Annotated in this window: 15 protein-coding genes; 11 read left to right on the top strand and 4 right to left on the bottom strand. The window is 72.8% G+C overall.

Features of this window, described 5'->3' with window-relative positions; genetic code table 11:
* Positions 1–3 precede the first annotated feature (3 nt).
* Positions 4–702, bottom strand: coding sequence for a DUF4190 domain-containing protein (locus M0M48_RS16395; protein WP_215814879.1), 699 nt, complete (start codon positions 700–702; stop codon positions 4–6).
* 31 nt (positions 703–733) lie between these two features.
* Here M0M48_RS16395 and M0M48_RS16390 point away from each other — a divergent pair, with 31 nt between their 5' ends.
* From M0M48_RS16390 to proB, 7 genes are all read left to right on the top strand, one after another.
* Positions 734–1,975: a winged helix DNA-binding domain-containing protein gene (locus tag M0M48_RS16390; RefSeq protein WP_257751950.1), complete on the top strand. Its 1,242-nt coding sequence runs from the start codon at positions 734–736 to the stop codon at positions 1,973–1,975.
* Between the two features lie 16 nt (positions 1,976–1,991).
* Complete coding sequence (locus M0M48_RS16385; RefSeq protein WP_215814880.1) at positions 1,992–2,711, top strand: TIGR03936 family radical SAM-associated protein; 720 nt, start codon at positions 1,992–1,994, stop codon at positions 2,709–2,711.
* A 301-nt stretch (positions 2,712–3,012) separates the two neighbouring features.
* The gene (locus M0M48_RS16380) at positions 3,013–6,213 is read left to right on the top strand and encodes an Rne/Rng family ribonuclease (RefSeq protein WP_257751949.1); all 3,201 of its coding nucleotides are present in this window, start codon (positions 3,013–3,015) and stop codon (positions 6,211–6,213) included.
* 187 nt (positions 6,214–6,400) lie between these two features.
* On the top strand, positions 6,401–6,703 hold the full coding sequence (gene rplU / locus M0M48_RS16375; protein ID WP_215814882.1) for a 50S ribosomal protein L21: 303 nt from the start codon (positions 6,401–6,403) through the stop codon (positions 6,701–6,703).
* A 34-nt stretch (positions 6,704–6,737) separates the two neighbouring features.
* On the top strand, positions 6,738–6,992 hold the full coding sequence (gene rpmA, locus M0M48_RS16370; RefSeq protein WP_215814883.1) for a 50S ribosomal protein L27: 255 nt from the start codon (positions 6,738–6,740) through the stop codon (positions 6,990–6,992).
* A gap of 85 nt (positions 6,993–7,077) precedes the next feature.
* Positions 7,078–8,637, top strand: a complete 1,560-nt coding sequence (obgE, locus tag M0M48_RS16365) for a GTPase ObgE (protein ID WP_215814884.1) — start codon at positions 7,078–7,080, stop codon at positions 8,635–8,637.
* Complete coding sequence (gene proB, locus M0M48_RS16360; protein WP_257751948.1) at positions 8,630–9,745, top strand: glutamate 5-kinase; 1,116 nt, start codon at positions 8,630–8,632, stop codon at positions 9,743–9,745. The genes obgE and proB overlap by 8 nt, the downstream gene beginning before the upstream one ends.
* An 18-nt stretch (positions 9,746–9,763) precedes the next feature.
* On the opposite strand, the gene ppk2 is transcribed toward proB, so the two are convergent.
* On the bottom strand, positions 9,764–10,654 hold the full coding sequence (gene ppk2, locus M0M48_RS16355; protein WP_257751947.1) for a polyphosphate kinase 2: 891 nt from the start codon (positions 10,652–10,654) through the stop codon (positions 9,764–9,766).
* A 61-nt stretch (positions 10,655–10,715) separates the two neighbouring features.
* Between ppk2 and M0M48_RS16350 the strand changes: the two genes are divergently transcribed.
* From M0M48_RS16350 to M0M48_RS16340, 3 genes are read left to right on the top strand one after another with little or no spacing between them, the layout of a single operon-like run.
* Positions 10,716–11,891, top strand: coding sequence for a cysteine desulfurase family protein (locus M0M48_RS16350; RefSeq protein WP_215814887.1), 1,176 nt, complete (start codon positions 10,716–10,718; stop codon positions 11,889–11,891).
* 18 nt (positions 11,892–11,909) lie between these two features.
* Positions 11,910–13,025 (top strand): tRNA 2-thiouridine(34) synthase MnmA, encoded by a 1,116-nt coding sequence (mnmA, locus tag M0M48_RS16345; RefSeq protein ID WP_257751946.1) that lies wholly within the window; start codon positions 11,910–11,912, stop codon positions 13,023–13,025.
* On the top strand, positions 13,022–14,029 hold the full coding sequence (locus M0M48_RS16340; RefSeq protein WP_215814889.1) for a methionine synthase: 1,008 nt from the start codon (positions 13,022–13,024) through the stop codon (positions 14,027–14,029). Before mnmA ends, M0M48_RS16340 begins: the two co-directional genes overlap by 4 nt.
* Before the next feature lie 3 nt (positions 14,030–14,032).
* Here M0M48_RS16340 and M0M48_RS16335 read toward each other — a convergent pair whose 3' ends face one another.
* On the bottom strand, positions 14,033–15,613 hold the full coding sequence (locus M0M48_RS16335; RefSeq protein WP_257751945.1) for an MFS transporter: 1,581 nt from the start codon (positions 15,611–15,613) through the stop codon (positions 14,033–14,035).
* Positions 15,614–15,641: 28 nt separating this feature from the next.
* Positions 15,642–16,244, bottom strand: a complete 603-nt coding sequence (locus M0M48_RS16330) for a TetR/AcrR family transcriptional regulator (RefSeq protein ID WP_215814890.1) — start codon at positions 16,242–16,244, stop codon at positions 15,642–15,644.
* 126 nt (positions 16,245–16,370) lie between these two features.
* On the opposite strand from M0M48_RS16330, the gene ligA reads away from it, so the two are divergent.
* The gene (gene ligA / locus M0M48_RS16325) at positions 16,371–18,479 is read left to right on the top strand and encodes an NAD-dependent DNA ligase LigA (RefSeq protein WP_374585356.1); all 2,109 of its coding nucleotides are present in this window, start codon (positions 16,371–16,373) and stop codon (positions 18,477–18,479) included.
* Positions 18,480–18,495 lie beyond the last annotated feature (16 nt).

Genomic DNA, 18,495 nt, shown 5'->3' with positions numbered 1-18,495 from the left:
GCGTCAGGGCAGCTTCTTGTCCAGCGAGCCGCCGTCGGCGAGGGTGAGCACGCACACGACCTTGTCGCCCGAGGCGGGCTTCTTGTCCTGGGTCAGCGCGATGACGAAGTACTTCGGGTCGAGGATCAGGGCCTGCTCACCGGGGTTGAGCATCGGCGCGCAGTGCTCGGCGATCTGCTGCTGGTTGCCGAAGTCGTAGGCCTTGGCCTCGGACGAGGAGAGCTTCTTGGTGGCGATCACCTGGGCGTCGTGCTTCTCGCTGCACTCGACGACCTTGATGCCGCTGACGCCCTCGTCCGAGGTCTTGTCGAGGCCGTTGCCGGTGATGCACTGGCCGTCCTTGAGGTCGTTGATCGGCGTGCCGAAGACGCCGGTGGCGAGCGCGACCACGAGGCCGGCGCCGACGAGCACCGACACGAGGCCGATGGCGATACCGGCGATCGCGAAGCCGCGGCCCTTGCGCTTGCCGCCCTTGGTGCGCGACAGGCCCACGAAACCGAGGATCAGGCCGATCAGACCCGTGCAGCAGAGCAGGCTGAGCACGAAGGACGCCACGGAGACGCCGTCGGTCTTGGCCGGAGGCGTGGCGTCGTACCCACCCGGGGCACCCGGGTACGCACCCGGCGGGGGACCGTAGCCGCCGCCCTGGGGCGCGCCGTAGGGGTTGGGGTTCTGGGGGTTGTTGCCGTACGGATCGCTCACGGCGGTCAGACTAGTGCGGAATCATGGCCATGTGCTGCCGTTCCCCGATGTATCTCGCCGGCGCCGGCTCGCGCTGCGCCACGGTCTAGCCCGCCCCTACCCGAGCGTGGGAGCCGCGGCCGAGGCGATGACGGCGCTCCACGCGACCGAGGCGGCGACCGTCCACCTGGCGCTGTGGGCGCGGGTCGCGGACCTCGCGCTGGACGACGTCGAGCGCGCGCTGTACGACGAGCGCAGCATCGTGAAGCAGCTCGCGATGCGCCGCACGCTGTTCGCCTTCCCGCGCGACCTGCTGCCCGCGGTGTGGGGGAGCGCGGCGGCGCGCGTGGCCGGCCAGCAGCGGACGCAGGTGCTCAAGGACCTGCACGGGAGCGGCTGCGCCGACGACCCGGAGGCGTGGCTCGCCGAGGTCGAGGGCGCGATCGTCGAGGTGCTGGGGGACGGAAAGGCCCGTACCACCGCGCAATTGCGCGAGGAGGTGCCGCTGCTGGCGACCAAGGTCATGCGCGGGGCACCCGGATCCAAGTGGGCGGCGGAGGTCCCGGTCGCGCCGCAGGTGCTGACGATGCTCGGCGCCGAGGCGCGGGTGCTGCGGGCCGAGAACGCCGGGCACTGGAGGCTGAACAAGCCGGCCTGGACGACGACGGAGGCCTGGCTCGGCGAGGGCGGGGGCGACGGCGCGGGGACCGTGACGCCGCCGGACCCGGCTGCGGGCTATGCCGAGCTGGTCCGGCGCTGGCTCTGGACCTTCGGGCCCGGCACGGAGGCCGACATCGTGTGGTGGCTCGGCGCGACCAAGACGATCGTGCGGCGGGCGCTGGCCGATGTCTCCGCGGTCGCCGTCGCGCTGGACGGCGGTGGGACCGGGTGGGTGCTGCCGGACGACGTCGCCGACCTCGACGGCGGCGGTGGCGGCGGTGGTGGCGGTGGTACGGGGGCCGAGGTCGCGCCCTGGGCCGCGCTGCTGCCGACCCTGGACCCGACCGTGATGGGCTGGAAGGAGCGCTCCTTCTACCTCGACGCCGCGCACACGCCGTACCTCTTCGACAGCAACGGGAACGCCGGCAACACGGCCTGGTGGGACGGCCGCGTGGTGGGCTGCTGGGTGCAGGACGAGGCGGGGGAGGTGCGCGTCATCCTGCGCGAGGACGTCGGGTCCGAGGCGAGCGCGGCGCTCGACGCCGAGGCGGCCCGGCTCGGGGCGTGGCTCGCCGGGGTGCGGATCACCAACGTCTACGCGTCACCGCAGATGCGGAACGCACTCCTTCCCTGACCTAGGATTTCGGCCCGTGAGTCGTCAGCAGCCCGAGCAGCAGGCACCGCCGGTCCAGAAGCTGCGGATCCGGTACGCCAAGCGCGGCCGGCTGCGCTTCACCAGCCACCGCGACGTCAGCCGCGCCATCGAGCGCGCGGTCGTCCGGGCCCGGATCCCGATGGCCTACTCGTCCGGCTTCCACCCGCACCCGCGGATCTCCTACGCCGGCGCCTCGCCGACCGGTGCCGCCAGCGAGTCGGAGTACGTCGAGCTGGGTCTCGCCGAGGTCCGCGAGCCCGCCGAGATCGGCGCCGCGCTCGACGCCGTCCTGCCCGACGGGCTCGACGTGGTCACCATCGTCGACGCAGCGGACACCGCCGCCGGCTCGCTCTCCGACCTGCTCACCGCCAGCCACTGGCTGATCGACCTCGGCGGCGTCCCCGTCGCGGAGGTGCGCGCCGCGGTCGAGGGCTTCTTGGCGACGGAGTCGGTGACCGTGGAGCGGATGACGAAGAAGGGGATGCGCAGCTTCGACTGCCGCGCCGCCGTCGTCCGGCTGGGGGTCGCCGAGAGCGGCGAGCTGGACCTGCTGCTGGAGCACGCGGTGCCCGCCGTACGGCCGGACGACGTGCTGACCGGACTGCGCGAGGTCGGCGGGCTCGCCGTACCGGGGACGGTGCTGCTGACCCGCCTCGCCCAAGGCGTGCTCGACCGGGAGGCCGGCACCGTCGGCGACCCGCTGGCTGCCCGGTGATGCCACCGGCCTGAGGGCCGTGTGCGATACTCGCCACAGATCCACCCCCGTGCGCGTCCCACCGGACAGCGCGCGGTGCGATCTGACGACGTTCTCGCCGGACGGCAGGAAACTGACCGGCCGGCACGGTGGAGACGGTACGACCGCCCGACGCGACGCACCCCGCGACCGCGGCAGGCGAGCGGCCCGCCTCCAGTGACGCTCCGCGGAGGGTGTCGTCCCCCGAAGGCTTACGGTGCCGCGCGTCGCGCGAGCCCCGATGACACCCCGACGCGGAAGCGCCGGGTGGAGGAGTAGCGCCATGACCGACGCGCCCACGGACGCCACCACCGCCCCTACCGAGACCGAGACCGGGGCGGCGGAGAAGCCGGCGAAGCCGGCCAAGAAGGCCGCCGCGAAGAAGACGGCCGCCAAGAAGACCACGTCGGCGGCTGCCAAGAAGACGGCCGCTGCGAAGAAGACCGCGGCCAAGAAGACCACGACGGCGGCTGCCAAGAAGACCGCTGCGAAGAAGACCACCACGGCGGCGGCCAAGAAGACCACGTCCGCGGCCGCCAAGAAGACGGCCGCCGCGAAGAAGACCACGGCCAAGAAGACCACCGCCGCGGCCACGGCCAAGGCGAAGAAGGCGGCGGCCGCTGCCGCCGCGACCGAGGCCGCGCCGACCTCCGAGCAGCTCATGCTGACGCCGGAGGAGGAGATCGTCGAGACGCCGGCCGCGCCCGCCGCGCGCGCGGCCGTCGCTCCGCTGTTCCAGGCTCCGGTGGTCGAGGCCGGGACCAAGGCCGAGACCGAGGCCGAGGCCCCGGTGGAGGAGCAGGCCGAGGACGAGGACGAGGCTGAGGTGGCGGCCGAGGCGCCTGCCGCTGAGACCGACACCGAGACCGAGCCGGCGCCCGAGGCGCCCGAGGCGCCCGAGGCGCCCGAGGCCGAGTCCGCCGACTCCGACGCCGACGCCGACGCCGACGCCGACGCCGACACTGACGCCGAGGACGACTCTGACGAGGACGCCGCCTCCGGCGCTCCCCGCCGCCGTCGCCGCCGGGGCGGTCGCCGCCGCCGCAAGCCGGCCGGCGCGAACACCGACACCGACGCCGACTCCGACGGCGACCAGGACACCGACCAGGGCACCGCGGGCGACGGTGACGCCGAGGCTGCCGACTCCGAGTCCGGCGACGACGCCGCGGGCGAGGCCGGCGCCGCCGGTCAGCCCCGGAACCGGGCCAAGGCGAAGCCGCGGCAGCGCTCCCAGTCCAAGGCCGGCCAGACCGATGGCGAGAGCGACGGCGCCGGCGAGGCCGAGACCGACAGCGACGCTGAGGGCGAGGGCGACAACGACGGCGACAACGGCGCCCAGGGCGAGGGCGGCGGTTCGACGTCCTCGCGCCGGCGCCGCCGGCGCCGCCGGGCCGGTGAGGCCGGGTCCGACGCCGAGGGTGGCGACGACCCGGAGAACACCGTCACCCGGGTCCGCAAGCCGCGCTCGGCCGACGACGAGATCACCTCGATCTCCGGCTCGACGCGTCTCGAGGCCAAGAAGCAGCGCCGCCGCGAGGGCCGCGAGGCCGGACGGCGCCGCGCGCCGATCGTGAGCGAGGCCGAGTTCCTGGCCCGCCGCGAGTCGGTGGAGCGGGTCATGGCGGTGCGCCAGCGCAAGGACCTCACCCAGATCGCCGTCCTCGAGGACAAGGTCCTCGTCGAGCACTACGTCGCCCGCGAGTCGCAGACCTCGCTCATCGGCAACGTCTACCTGGGCCGGGTCCAGAACGTCCTGCCGTCGATGGAGGCCGCCTTCATCGACATCGGCAAGGGCCGCAACGCCGTCCTGTACGCCGGCGAGGTCAACTGGTCCGCGCTCGGCCACAAGGACGGCCAGCCGCGCAAGATCGAGTCGGTCCTGCAGTCGGGCCAGACCATCCTGGTCCAGGTCAGCAAGGACCCGATCGGCCACAAGGGCGCCCGCCTCACCAGCCAGATCAGCCTGGCCGGCCGGTTCCTGGTCTACGTGCCCGACGGCACGACGTCCGGGATCTCGCGCAAGCTGCCCGACACCGAGCGCGCGCGGCTCAAGGCGCTGCTCAAGGAGATCGTCCCGGACACCGCCGGCGTCATCGTGCGGACCGCAGCCGAGGGTGCCTCCGAGGACGAGCTGACCCGCGACGTCGAGCGGCTCAAGGCGCGCTGGGAGGACATCGAGGCGCGCGTGGCCAAGGGCAACGCCCCGCAGCTGCTCTACGGCGAGCCGGACCTGACCCTCAAGGTCGTCCGGGACCTGTTCACCGAGGACTTCGCCAAGCTCGTCGTCCAGGGTGACGAGGCCTGGGAGACCGTCAAGGAGTACGTCGAGCACGTCGCGCCCGACCTCGCCGAGCGCCTCGAGCACCACGAGGCCGGCGACGGCGTCCCGGACCTCTTCGCGACGTACCGGATCGACGAGCAGATCGCCAAGGGTCTCGACCGCAAGGTCTGGCTCCCCTCGGGCGGCTCGCTGATCATCGACCGGACCGAGGCGATGACCGTCGTCGACGTCAACACCGGCAAGTTCACCGGCTCCGGGGGCAACCTCGAGGAGACGGTGACCAAGAACAACCTCGAGGCCGCCGAGGAGATCGTGCGCCAGCTGCGGCTGCGCGACATCGGCGGCATCATCGTCGTCGACTTCATCGACATGGTGCTCGAGTCCAACCGCGACCTCGTACTGCGCCGCCTGGTGGAGTGCCTGGGCCGCGACCGGACCCGCCACCAGGTCGCCGAGGTCACCTCGCTCGGCCTGGTCCAGATGACCCGCAAGCGGATCGGTACGGGTCTGCTCGAGGCCTTCAGCGAGACCTGCACCCACTGCCAGGGCCGCGGCCTGCTCGTGCACGACCTCCCGGTCGAGCCGAAGCGCGGCGGTGGCGGTGGCGGCGGCAACGCGGGCGGCGGCGGCAACGCCGGTGGCGGCGGGAACGCCGGTGCCGGGGGCGGCGAGGACGAGTCGCGTCGCGGCAGCCGTCGGCGCAAGGGCAAGGGCGGCCAGGGCGGTGGTCAGGGCGGCGGTGCGGCTGCTGAGGCGCCGAAGGCCGTGGTCCCGTCCCCGAAGGACGTCGCCGCGATGGCCAAGCCCGCCGAGGACCAGGACCACGAGCAGGACCAGGCCCAGGAGCCGGAGCCGATCGAGGCCGCCGTCGAGGTCGACGCGAGCACGCCCGCCGAGGCCGAGCCGACGCTCGAGGTGACCCCCGAGCCCGAGGCGGCCCCGGAGCCGGAGCCCACCCCGGAGCCCGAGGTGACGCCCGAGCCGGAGCCCGAGCCGGAGCCCGCGCCGGTGGCCACGACCACGGTCGTGACCCGTACCCGACGCCGGGCGGCCTCCCGCCCCGCCGGCCCGCCGGTGGCCGCGGAGCCCACCCCCGAGCCCGAGGCGACGCCTGAGCCCGCCCCCGAGCCCGAGCCCGAGCCCGCCCCCGAGCCCCACGTGGAGCACGTCCCGATCAAGAAGAAGGGCGCGCGCAAGCGCTGACCCACCCCGACGGGCCCGGTCCGGGAGCCGCGTTTTGGCGGATCCCGGCCCGGCCCGTAACATTGTTCGTCGGTGCGCCGCCGAGGCGTTCCGTTCTGCTGGCACCCGGCATCTCGCGACGTGGCTCGCGACGAGGGATTCCGCAGTGTGCCGTAGACCTAGACGTTGAACCAGAAGGAGCCCGGTGGTGTACGCGATCGTGCGCGCAGGATCGAAGCAGGAGAAGGTCGCTGTCGGCGACGTCATCGAGATCGACAAGGTCTCCACGCCCGCCGGTGAGACCCTGACCCTTCCGGTCGTCCTCGCTGTCGACGGCGACAAGGTGACGAGCACCGGTCTGGACAAGGCCGCGGTGACGGTCGAGGTCCTCGGCGCGACCAAGGGCCCGAAGATCATCATCCAGAAGTACAAGAACAAGACCGGCTACAAGAAGCGCCAGGGTCACCGTCAGAAGTACACCCAGGTCAAGGTCACCGACATCAAGCTCTGACCCCCGGTCAGCTCGACACCCCAAGGACTGAAACATGGCACACAAGAAGGGCGCGGCGTCCACCAAGAACGGCCGCGACTCCAACGCCCAGCGCCTCGGCGTGAAGCGCTTCGGCGGCCAGGTCGTCAACGCCGGCGAGATCATCGTCCGCCAGCGTGGCACCCACTTCCACCCGGGCGCCGGTGTCGGCCGCGGCGGCGACGACACGCTGTTCGCGCTGATCCCCGGTGCGGTGGAGTTCGGCAAGAAGCGCGGCCGCAAGGTCGTCAACATCGTCCCGGGTGAGTGAGCGACGCTCACTCGACCTGAGGCTTCGAAGGGCGTCCCGGTTGCCGGGACGCCCTTCGTCCATTTTCTACTGAAAGACTGATCCCATGGCCGTTCCCACCTTCGTCGACCGCGTGGTCCTGTCCGTGTCCGCCGGTCGCGGCGGCAACGGCGTCGCGTCGGTCCACCGCGAGAAGTTCAAGCCGCTCGGTGGTCCCGACGGCGGCAACGGCGGGCCGGGTGGATCGGTCGTGCTGCGGGTCGACCCCGACGTGACCACGCTGCTGGAGTACCACCACAGCCCCCAGCGCCGTGCCGAGCACGGCGGCCACGGGGCCGGTGACCGGCGCAACGGCGCCCACGGTGCCGACCTGGTGCTGCCCGTCCCGGCCGGCACGGTGGTCAAGCACCGCAACGGCGAGGTGATCGCGGACCTGGTCGGTCCCGGGACCGAGCTGGTCGTCGCCCAGGGTGGGCGCGGTGGCCTCGGCAACGCCTCGCTGGCGTCGAAGTCGCGCAAGGCGCCGGGCTTCGCGCTGCTCGGCGAGCCCGGGGACGAGCTCGAGGTCGTCCTCGAGCTCAAGGTGGTCGCGGACGTCGGCCTGGTCGGCTTCCCGAGTGCCGGCAAGTCCAGCCTGATCGCGGCGATCTCGCGGGCCCGGCCCAAGATCGCCGACTACCCCTTCACCACGCTGGTCCCGAACCTGGGCGTGGTCACCGCCGGCGAGACCGTCTTCACCGTCGCCGACGTGCCCGGCCTGATCGAGGGCGCGGCCGAGGGCCGCGGCCTGGGCCACGACTTCCTGCGCCACATCGAGCGCTGCGCGGCGCTGGTCCACGTGCTCGACACCGCGACGCTGGAGCCGGGCCGCAACCCGGCCGACGACCTCGACGTGATCGAGGACGAGCTGCGCCGGTACGGCGGCCTCGACGACCGCCCGCGCCTGGTGGCCCTCAACAAGGTCGACGTCCCCGACGGTCGCGGCATCGCCGAGCTGGTCGTCGAGGAGCTGCGCGAGCGCGGCCTGCGGGTCTTCGAGATCTCCGCCGTGTCCGGTGAGGGCACCCGCGAGCTGATCTACGCCATGGCCGAGATCGTCAACGAGGCCCGGCGTGCCCAGGCCGCCGAGATCCCCGCGCGGATCGTCGTACGGCCCAAGGCCATCGACGACGACGGCTTCACCATCAAGCGCACCGGCGCGGGCTGGCGGGTGCGCGGCACCAAGCCGGAGCGCTGGGTACGCCAGACCGACTTCAGCAACGACGAGGCGGTCGGCTACCTCGCCGATCGGCTCAACCGGCTGGGTGTCGAGGCCAAGCTGGTCCAGCTCGGGGCCGAGGAGGGCGACGCCGTCCTCATCGGGCCCACCGACAACTCGGTGGTCTTCGACTTCAAGCCGGGCATCGACGCGGGCGCCGAGAACCTGTCCCGCCGCGGCGAGGACGACCGCTTCCACGCGGAGCGGCCGGCTGCTTCGCGCCGGCGGGAGATCCAGGAGAACATGGACGACCGCGGCGAGAACGAGACCCGCGCCGACGTGGCCCGCCGGATCGACAAGCCCGAGGTCTACGGACCGACCTCCTACGAGATCGGCTCCGACCAGGACCCGGACGTCAAGCCGCCGACCGACGAGGACGACTGGCTCGAGGACGATCCCGGTGAGTGAGCGGGAGGCCGTCACGGCCGCCCGTCGCATCGTCGTCAAGGTCGGCTCGTCGTCGCTGACCACCGCCTCCGGGGGCATCGATCCCGCGCAGGTCAGCACGCTGGTCGACGTCCTGGCGGCCGCGCGCGAGCGGGGCGCCGAGGTCGTGCTCGTCTCCTCGGGCGCGATCGCGGCCGGCCTGGCCCCGCTGGGCCTCAAGCGCCGTCCGCGCGGGCTCGCCGCCCAGCAGGCCGCGGCCAGTGTCGGGCAGGGCCTGCTCGTGCACCGCTACACCGAGGAGCTCGCCCGGCACGGCCTCATCGCCGGCCAGGTGCTGCTCACCCTCGACGACGTCACCCGGCGCTCGCACTACCGCAACGCCCACCAGACGTTCGCCCAGCTGCTCGAGCTCGGCGTCATCCCGATCGTCAACGAGAACGACACGGTCGCCACCACCGAGATCCGCTTCGGCGACAACGACCGGCTCGCGGCGCTCGTCGCGCACCTGGTCCACGCCGACCTGCTGGTGCTGCTCTCCGACGTCGACGGCCTGTACGACGGTCCGCCGAGCCGCCCCGGTGCCCGGCTCATCACCGACGTGCGCACCGACGCCGACCTCGCCGACGTCGTCGTGGGCTCCGCCGGGTCGGCCGGCATCGGCACCGGCGGGATGGTGACCAAGGTCGACGCGGCCGCGATCGCCACCGGCTCCGGCATCCCCGTCGTCCTCACCTCGGCCGACCGGGCCGGCGCGGCGCTCGCGGGCGAGCCCGTGGGCACGCTCTTCCACCCCACCGGCAAGCGCCGGCCCACCCGGCTGCTGTGGCTGCGCCACGCGACCGAGGCCAAGGGCGCGCTGGTGCTCGACGCGGGCGCCGTGCGGGCGGTCGTCGAGCGGCGCGCGTCGCTGCTCGCCGCGGGCGTCACCGGCGTCCAGGGCGACTTCGCGGCCGGTGACCCGGTCGACCTGCTCGACCCCGACGGCACCGTCGTGGGCCGCGGCCTGGTCAACTTCGACGCCGCCGAGGTGCCGAACCTGCTGGGCCGCTCCTCGCGCGAGCTCAAGCGCGAGCTCGGCGCGGCGTACGAGCGCGAGGTCATCCACCGCGACGACCTCGTCGTGCTCTGAGGGAGCGCTGACCGCGACTCAGTCGCCGACGGCGTCGATCCCGCGCTGCACGATGAGCGGGTCGGGCCGGCCGACCACGGCGTGGTCCTTGCCGTCGTACTCGAAGCGGGCGAGGAAGTGGCGCATCGCGTTGATCCGGGCGCGCTTCTTGTCGTTGGACTTGATGGTGGTCCAGGGCACGACGTCGGTGTCGGTGCGCCGGAACATCGCCTCCTTGGCGGCGGTGTAGGCCGCCCAGCGGTCGAGCGACTCCAGGTCCATGGGGGAGAGCTTCCACTGCCGCACCGGGTCGACCTGGCGGATGATGAACCGGGTGCGCTGCTCGGAGCGGGTCACCGAGAACCAGAACTTGGTGAGGGTGATGCCGGACGCGACGAGCATCTCCTCGAAGTACGGCACGTGCCTCATGAAGGTGTCGTACTGGTCGTCGGTGCAGAAGTCCATCACCCGCTCGACGACCGCGCGGTTGTACCAGCTGCGGTCGAACAGGGCGATCTCGCCGGCGGTGGGCAGCTGCTGGACGTAGCGCTGGAAGTACCACTGCCCCTGCTCGCGGTCGCTCGGCTTGGTCAGCGCGACGACACGGGCGTGGCGGGGGTTGAGGTGCTCCATGAACCGCTTGATCGTGCCGCCCTTGCCGGCGGCGTCGCGGCCCTCGAAGACGATGACGTGCTGGGTGCCGGTGGCCTGCGCCCAGGCCTGGAACTTGAGCAGCTCGACCTGCAGCAGGTACTTCTGCTCGTCGTACTCCGCGCGGGGCAGCCGCTCGTCGTAGGGGTAGTTCTCGCGCCAGGTGTCGACGGCCTTGCCGTGCGGGTCGATGAGCACCGGGTCGTCGTCGTGGTCGTCGCCGATGGTGTGCCCGTCGATGCCGAGACGGTCGATGTAGGCCCGGACGTCGTGAAGCATGGTCGGAGGCTAGGGAGCCCGCGTGAACGGGAGGTGTCCGTCCTCTAACCTTGGAGACGCCATGAACGACGTTCGCACGGTCTACCTCGACCACGCCGCGACGACGCCGATGACCGACGTCGCGGTGGAGGCGATGACCGCCCACCTGCGTGAGGTCGGCAACGCCAGCTCGCTGCACGCCTCCGGACGTCGCGCGCGCCGCGTGATCGAGGAGTCCCGCGAGACCGTCGCCCAGGCGCTCGGCTGCCGGCCCGGCGAGGTGGTCTTCACCTCCGGCGGCACCGAGGCCGACAACCTGGCCGTCAAGGGGCTGTTCTGGTCCCGGCGCGACGGCGACCCGCGGCGCACCCGGGTGCTCTCGACCGCGGTCGAGCACCACGCCGTGCTCGACCCGCTGGAGTGGCTCGCCGAGCACGAGGGCGCCGACGTCGAGCTGCTGCCGGTCGACGACGACGGACGGCTGCGCGTCGACGCGCTGCGCGCCTCGGTCGAGCGCGACCCGGCCTCGGTCGCCCTGATCACGGTGATGTGGGCCAACAACGAGGTCGGCACGCTCCAGCCGCTCGACCAGGTGGTCGCGATCGCCGCCGAGCACGGCATCCCGGTCCACACCGACGCCGTCCAAGCGGTCGGGGCGACGCCGGTCGACTTCGCCGCCTCGGGCGTCGACGCGCTCTCGCTGTCGGGGCACAAGGTCGGCGGGCCCCAGGGCGTCGGTGCGCTCGTCGTACGGCGTGAGGTGGCGCTGACCCCCCAGCTGCACGGCGGCGGCCAGGAGCGCGACGTGCGCAGCGGCACCCTCGACGTCCCGGCGATCGCCGGCTTCGCGGCCGCGGTCGAGCTCGCGGTCAAGCAGCAGGCCGACCACGCCGCGCGGCTCGCGGGTCTGCGCGACGACCTCGTGGCCGCCGTACGACGGGCGGTGCCGGACGCCGTCCTCAACGGCGACCCCGTCGACCGGCTGCCCGGCAACGTCCACCTGAGCTTCCCCGGCTGCGAGGGCGACTCGCTGCTCATGCTCCTCGACGCCCGCGGCATCGAGTGCTCGACCGGCTCGGCCTGCTCGGCCGGTGTCCCGCAGCCCTCGCACGTGCTGCTCGGGATGGGCCGCTCCAGCGACGAGGCGCGCAGCTCGCTGCGGTTCAGCCTGGGCCACACCAGCACCGAGGCCGACGTCGCGGCCGTCGCCGAGGCGATCGGCCCGTGCGTCGAGCGCGCGCGTGCGGCCCATGTCTGACCTCGGGCAGGTGATCCGGTGAAGGTCGTCGCCGCCATGTCCGGGGGAGTGGACTCCGCCGTCGCCGCCGCGCGCGCCGCCGAGGCCGGCCACGAGGTGACCGGCATCCACCTCGCACTCTCGCGCAACCCCAAGTCCTACCGCACCGGCGCCCGGGGCTGCTGCACCATCGAGGATGCCAACGACGCCCGCCGCGCGGCCGACGTGATCGGCATCCCGTTCTACGTCTGGGACCTCTCCGACCGCTTCCACACCGATGTGGTCGAGGACTTCATGGACACCTACGCCGCCGGGCAGACCCCCAACCCGTGCCTGCGCTGCAACGAGAAGATCAAGTTCGCCGCCGTCCTCGACAAGGCGCTGGCGCTGGGCTTCGACGCCGTCGCGACCGGCCACTACGCGACCGTCCGTACGTCGTCCGACGGCGCGATCGAGCTGCACCGCGCGGTCGACGCGGCCAAGGACCAGTCCTACGTGCTCGGCGTCCTCGACGAGCAGCAGCTGCGCCACTCGCTGTTTCCGCTCGGCGACACCCCGAAGCCGCAGGTGCGCGCCGAGGCCGCCGCCCGCGGGCTGCTCGTCGCGGACAAGCCCGACAGCCACGACATCTGCTTCGTGGCCGACGGCGACAACGCCGGCTGGCTGCGCGAGAAGCTCGGCGACCGCGCGCCCAACCAGGGCGGCGAGATCCGCGACGACGAGACCGGCGAGGTCGTGGGTCACCACGCCGGCACCTATGCCTACACGATCGGGCAGCGCAAGGGACTGCGGCTCGGGCACCCCGCGCCCGACGGACGGGCGCGCTACGTGCTCGACATCGAGCCGGTCTCGGGCACGGTCACGGTGGGTCCGCGCGAGCGGCTCGCGGTCGACCAGGTGCGCGGGGACCGGGTCCGCTGGTGCGGTGCCGCGCTTCCGGCCGGCACGGTCCTGGCGGGCGACGCGGTGAGCGTCCAGCTGCGGGCGCACGGTGCGGAGCACCGAGCCGTGGTCCGGGTGGGGGAGGACGGTCTCGTCGTCGACCTGCTCGACCACGCCGAGGGGATCGCCCCCGGCCAGGCCGTCGTCGTGTACGACGGCACCAGGGTCGTCGGCTCCGCCACCATCACCGCGACCCACCGGGTCGGCACGTGAGGGCGACCGGGATCGGTTCGTTCCCGGGCACCGAGCAGCGCGACCTCGACGAGGCGCTGGCCGTCGTCCTGGGCGAGGTGGCCGCCGACGAGCACGGGATCGGCTACGTGCCCGAGGTGCCCGGCCGCGGCGCCCCGGCCGGCATGATCGGCCGCACCCTCGGCCTGGTCGCCGAGCTCGACGCCGACCTCCAGCCCGCCGGCTGGCGGCTGACCGGCTCGGCCGGAGCCCCGCCCCTCGACCAGCGGCGCGCCCGCAGCCTGCTGGCCCAGGACCTCGACGCCGTCGAGGAGCAGGCGGCCGGCCACACGGGCGCCTTCAAGACCCAGCTGACCGGCCCCTGGACGCTGGCCGCCACGGTCGAGCGCCCGCGCGGCGACAAGCTGCTCGCCGACCACGGCGCGCGCCGCGAGCTCGCCCAGGCCCTGGCCGTCGCGGTCACCGACCACGTCGCGGACCTGCGCCGCCGGCTGCCCGCGGCCGCGTCGCTCGTGGTCCAGCTCGACGAGCCGGCGCTGCCGGCCGTGCTGGCCGCCGCGATCCCGACGGCGTCGGGCTTCGGCAAGCACCGGATGATCCACCCGCCCGAGGCCAGCGAGGCGCTGGGCTGGGTGCTCGACGCGATCCGCGACGCCGGTGCGGAGCCGTGGGTGCACTGCTGCGCGCCCGGCGTGCCGATCGGGCTGCTGCGGGGGGCCGGGGCGCGCGGCGTGATGCTCGACCTCGCGCTGCTCGACGCCGACGGGCACGACGCGGCCGCCGAGGCGCTCGAGGCGGGCGACACGATCGCGCTGGGCGTCGTACCGACGGCGGGGGAGCTGCCCGGCGACAAGGAGGTCGTCGAGCGGGTGCTGCGCTGGCTCGACATGCTCGGCCTCGACCCCGAGGTCGTCGGCGGCGGGCTGGTCGTCACGCCCGCCTGCGGACTGGCGGGGAGCACCGCCCGGGACGCACGACGGGCCACCGAGCTCGTTCGCTCGGTGGCCCGTTCGCTGGGCGGCTAGACCTCAGCCGACGTGGACGCCCTCAGGCGCGTCCGTGGCGAGCTCGGTGTGCTTGACGCTGAGCAGCAGCCACACGATCAGCGACGCGGTCCAGATCATGAACGCGCCGACGAGGAAGGCGTGCGTGGCACCGTCGGCGAACGCGATCAGGCCGTTGGCCGGGTTGGTCGGGTTGCCGGTCGCGAGGTCGGCGAGCTTCTCGGTGGTGAAGTGCGACGCCACCGCCGAGAGCGTGGCGAGACCGAGCGCGCCACCGACCTGCTGCATGGTGTTGAGGACACCGGAGCCGATACCGGCGTCCTGGGTGCGGACGCCGTGGACGGCGACCAGCGTCATCGGGACGAAGGTCAGGCCCATGCCGATCGACATCAGGACGACGAACGGCGCGATGTCGGTCCAGTAGTTCTCGCTGCCGAACTCGATCCGGGAGAAGAAGAACAGCGCGATGCCGGCGAGGATCGTGCCGGTGCCGGCCAGGACGCGCGGGTCGACCTTGGAGACGAGCTTGGACGACGCCGTCGCACCGAAGACCATGCCGACCGCGAAGGGCAGGAAGGCGAAGCCGGTCTTGAGCGGGGAGTAGCCCATCACGTTCTGGACGTAGAGCGAGAGGAAGAAGAACATCGCGAACATCGCCGCGGGCGTGATCATCATCGAGACGAAGGCGACCGCGCGGTTGCGGTTGGCGAAGATCGACAGCGGCATCAGCGGGTTGGAGACGCGGCGCTCGACGAAGATGAACGCGACCAGGGCGAGGACGCCCAGCACCATCGCGGTGACGGCGACCGGGTCACCCCAGCCGTAGCTGGTGCCGTGCGGGTTGAGCGCGGTGATCGTGTCGGGGTCGACGTTGCTGGTGCGGGTGATGCCGTAGACCAGGGCCAGCAGACCGCCGGTGCCGAGGATGGCGCCGGGCAGGTCGAGCGAACCGGCGTGGTGGTCGGTGTCGGGCAGCAGCTTCGGGGCGAAGTACGCCGCGAGGAGGCCGATCGGCACGTTGATCAGGAAGGTCAGGCGCCAGCCCCAGGCGGGGTCGAGGTCGGTCAGCCAGCCACCGAGGACCAGGCCGATCGCGGCACCGATGCCGGACATGGCGGCGAAGACCGAGAACGCGCGGTTGCGCTGGGGACCGGCCGGGAAGGTCGTGGTGATGAGCGCGAGCGCGGTCGGCGAGGCGAGCGCCGCGCCGAGGCCCTGGAGGCCACGGGAGCCGAGCAGCATCGCCTCGTTCTGGGCGACACCGCCCAGGGCGGAGGCGATCGCGAACAGCGCGACGCCGGCCATGAAGACGCGGCGGCGGCCGAAGAGGTCACCCAGCCGGCCGCCCAGCAGGAGCAGGCCGCCGAAGGCCAGGGCGTACCCGGTGACGACCCAGGACAGGTTGGACGGGTCGATCTTGAGGTCGGTGCCGATGTAGGGCAGGGCGATGTTGGCGATGGTGCTGTCGAGCACCACCATCAGCTGCGCCATGCAGATCAGCACGAGCGCCCAGCCGAGGTGGCCGGGGGAGGACGGGCCGTCGACGGCGTCGGGTTGCGACGCCGACATGTCATCCGGCGCGTCCGAGGACTTGATGTCGGTCACGAGGGTTCCTTCGGGTGTGAGGAGAGATTCAGCCGCGGGTGGCGGCAGGGAGGATCACCTGGTCGACGACGCGGGCGATCAGGTCAGGGGTAGCGGGCTCGCCGAGCAGGAACATGCGGTGCAGGACGATGCCCGGGAGGGCGGCGGAGAGGATCTCCAGGTCGAGGTCGTCGCGCAGCTCGCCCCGATCGTGCGCGCGCTGGTAGATCTGGCGGGCCACGTCGACCTTGGGGCCGACGAAGCGCTCGCGGAAGGCGGCCGCGAACTCGGCGTCGCGGCCGATGGCCGTGACGACGCTGCCGAGGATCGAGGTCTGGTGGTCGTCGGTCAGGCCACCGGAACCGCAGAAGACGGCCAGCAGGTCACCGCGCAGGCTGCCGGTGTCGGTGGGGACCTCGAGCGGTGTCTTCTGCGACATGAGCGCATCGATCACCAGGGCGGCCTTGCCCTCCCAACGGCGGTAGAGCGTGGCCTTGGACGCCTTGGCCTTGGTGGCCACGGCGTCCATGGTGAGCCGGTCGTACCCCATGTCGACGAGGACCGCGAGGGTCGCGTCGAGGATCTCCTGCTCGCGGTTGCCCTCGACGCGGGGACGGGTCGTCGCCTCACGGCGGCTGAGTCGAGGGACCATGGATGAAACGGTACGGTTTCGTTTCAATCATGGCAACCAGGAGACCACTGTGATCCGCGCGACACCGGCAGCGGGACGGCGCGACGCCGCGAGCCGCCCGCGACAGTGTCGGCGCGACGCGGAAGAATGCGCGCCATGAGCGACGCCGCCGACCTCCCCGTCGTACCGCCCGAGGCCCGGGAGGAGCACGCCACGATCACCGACGAGATCGAGGAGGCGCGCTGGCGCTACTACGTCCTCGACGACCCGACGCTCTCCGACGCCGACTTCGACGCACGGATGCGGCGGCTCGAGGAGCTCGAGGAGCAGTACGCCGAGCTGCGCACCCCCGACTCGCCGACCCAGAAGGTCGGGGGCGCGGTGTCGACGGAGTTCACCGCGGTCGACCACCTGCAGCGGATGGAGAGCCTCGACAACGCCTTCTCCTACGAGGAGCTGGGGGCCTGGTACGCCCGGCTCGGCCGGGACGGGATCAGCGAGCCGGCGCTGCTGTGCGAGCTCAAGGTCGACGGCCTGGCGATCAACCTGCTCTACGAGCAGGGCCGGCTGGTGCGGGCGTTGACCCGCGGCGACGGGCGCACCGGCGAGGACGTGACCCCCAACGTCAAGACGATCGCCTCGGTGCCGCACCGGCTGAGCGGGACCGACGAGTTCCCGGTGCCGGCGCTGGTCGAGGTGCGCGGCGAGGTGTTCCTGCCCGTCGAGGCCTTCGAGGCGCTCAACGTGGCGATGACCGAGGCCGGCAAGCCCGCCTTCGCCAACCCGCGCAACGCCGCGGCCGGCTCGCTGCGCCAGAAGGACCCGCGGGTCACCGCGACCCGCGCCCTCGGCATGGTCTGCCACGGCATCGGCGCGCGCGAGGGCTTCGAGCCGAGCGCGCAGTCCGAGGCCTACCGCGCCCTCGCGGCCTGGGGGCTGCCGGTCTCCGAGCAGGTCAAGGTGCTGCCGGCGCTGGCCGACGTCGAGGGGTACATCGCCAACGCGGGCGAGAAGCGGCACAGCCTGGTGCCCTACGAGATCGACGGTGTCGTGGTCAAGGTCGACGACGTCGCGCTGCAGCGCCGGCTCGGCTCGACCAGCCGGGCTCCGCGCTGGGCGATCGCCTACAAGTACCCGCCCGAGGAGGTCAACACCGAGCTGCTCGGCATCGAGGTCAACACCGGACGCACCGGCCGGGTGACGCCGTACGGCGTGATGCGGCCGGTCAAGGTGGCCGGCTCCACGGTCGAGATGGCCACGCTGCACAACGGCTACGAGGTGGCCCGCAAGGACGTCCGCCCCGGTGACACCGTGATCCTGCGCAAGGCAGGCGACGTCATCCCCGAGATCGTCGGGCCGGTGCTCGCGCTGCGCCCCGAGGGCCTGCCGGCCTGGGTGATGCCGACCGAGTGCCCCTCCTGCGGCACGACCCTGGTCGAGCAGAAGGAGGGCGACAAGGACCGCCGCTGCCCCAACCACGAGCACTGCCCGGCCCAGGTGCGCGAGCGGGTATTCCACGTCGCCGGGCGCGGTGCCTTCGACATCGAGGGCCTCGGGTACGAGGCGGCTGTCGCGCTGCTCGAGTCGGGCGCGATCACCAACGAGGGCGACATCTTCTCGCTCACCGAGGACCAGCTGCGCTCCACCGCGCTCTTCACCCGCGCGCCCAAGAAGGACGAGGAGGGCCTCCAGCTCTCGGCCAACGGCCGCAAGCTCCTCGACAACCTCGGCGAGCGCAAGGCCAAGGTCCCGCTCTGGCGGGTGCTCGTGGCGCTCTCGATCCGCCACGTCGGCCCCACCGCGGCCCGCGCGCTGGCCACCGAGTTCGGCTCGATGACCGCGATCCGCGAGGCGACCGAGGAGGCGCTCGCCGCCGCCGAGGGCGTCGGCCCGACCATCGCCGCGGCCGTCATCGAGTGGTTCGGCGTCCCGTGGCACACCGCGATCGTCGACGCGTGGGAGCGCGACGGCGTGGCGATGGCCGACGAGCGCGACGAGTCCGTGGCCCGCACGCTCGAGGGCCTCACCATCGTGGTCACCGGCTCGCTCGAGGAGTTCTCCCGGGACTCGGCCAAGGAGGCGATCCTGTCGCGCGGCGGCAAGGCCGCGGGGTCGGTGTCGAAGAAGACCGACTACGTCGTGGTCGGCGAGAACGCCGGGTCCAAGGCCGAGAAGGCCGAGCAGCTCGGCGTTCCGGTGCTCGACGAGGCGGCGTTCAAGGTGCTGCTGGACGAGGGGCCCGCGGGCGTCTCCTGACCCGCGCGGGCCCCTC

This window comes from Pimelobacter simplex (genome assembly GCF_024662235.1).
Taxonomy (GTDB): domain Bacteria; phylum Actinomycetota; class Actinomycetes; order Propionibacteriales; family Nocardioidaceae; genus Nocardioides.
The sequence above is the reverse complement of the archived record's forward strand: the minus strand, read 5'-3'. Positions and strand labels throughout refer to the sequence as shown.

What these genes read in the sequence shown, in the direction of transcription:
- ligA (WP_374585356.1), top strand. Translation starts at nt 16,371, where the DNA reads ATGCGCGCCATGAGCGACGCCGCCGACCTCCCCGTCGTACCGCCCGAG.
- M0M48_RS16380 (WP_257751949.1), top strand. Translation starts at nt 3,013, where the DNA reads ATGACCGACGCGCCCACGGACGCCACCACCGCCCCTACCGAGACCGAG.
- obgE (WP_215814884.1), top strand. Translation starts at nt 7,078, where the DNA reads ATGGCCGTTCCCACCTTCGTCGACCGCGTGGTCCTGTCCGTGTCCGCC.
- rpmA (WP_215814883.1), top strand. Translation starts at nt 6,738, where the DNA reads ATGGCACACAAGAAGGGCGCGGCGTCCACCAAGAACGGCCGCGACTCC.
- ppk2 (WP_257751947.1), bottom strand. Translation starts at nt 10,654, where the DNA reads ATGCTTCACGACGTCCGGGCCTACATCGACCGTCTCGGCATCGACGGG.
- M0M48_RS16330 (WP_215814890.1), bottom strand. Translation starts at nt 16,244, where the DNA reads ATGGTCCCTCGACTCAGCCGCCGTGAGGCGACGACCCGTCCCCGCGTC.
- M0M48_RS16350 (WP_215814887.1), top strand. Translation starts at nt 10,716, where the DNA reads ATGAACGACGTTCGCACGGTCTACCTCGACCACGCCGCGACGACGCCG.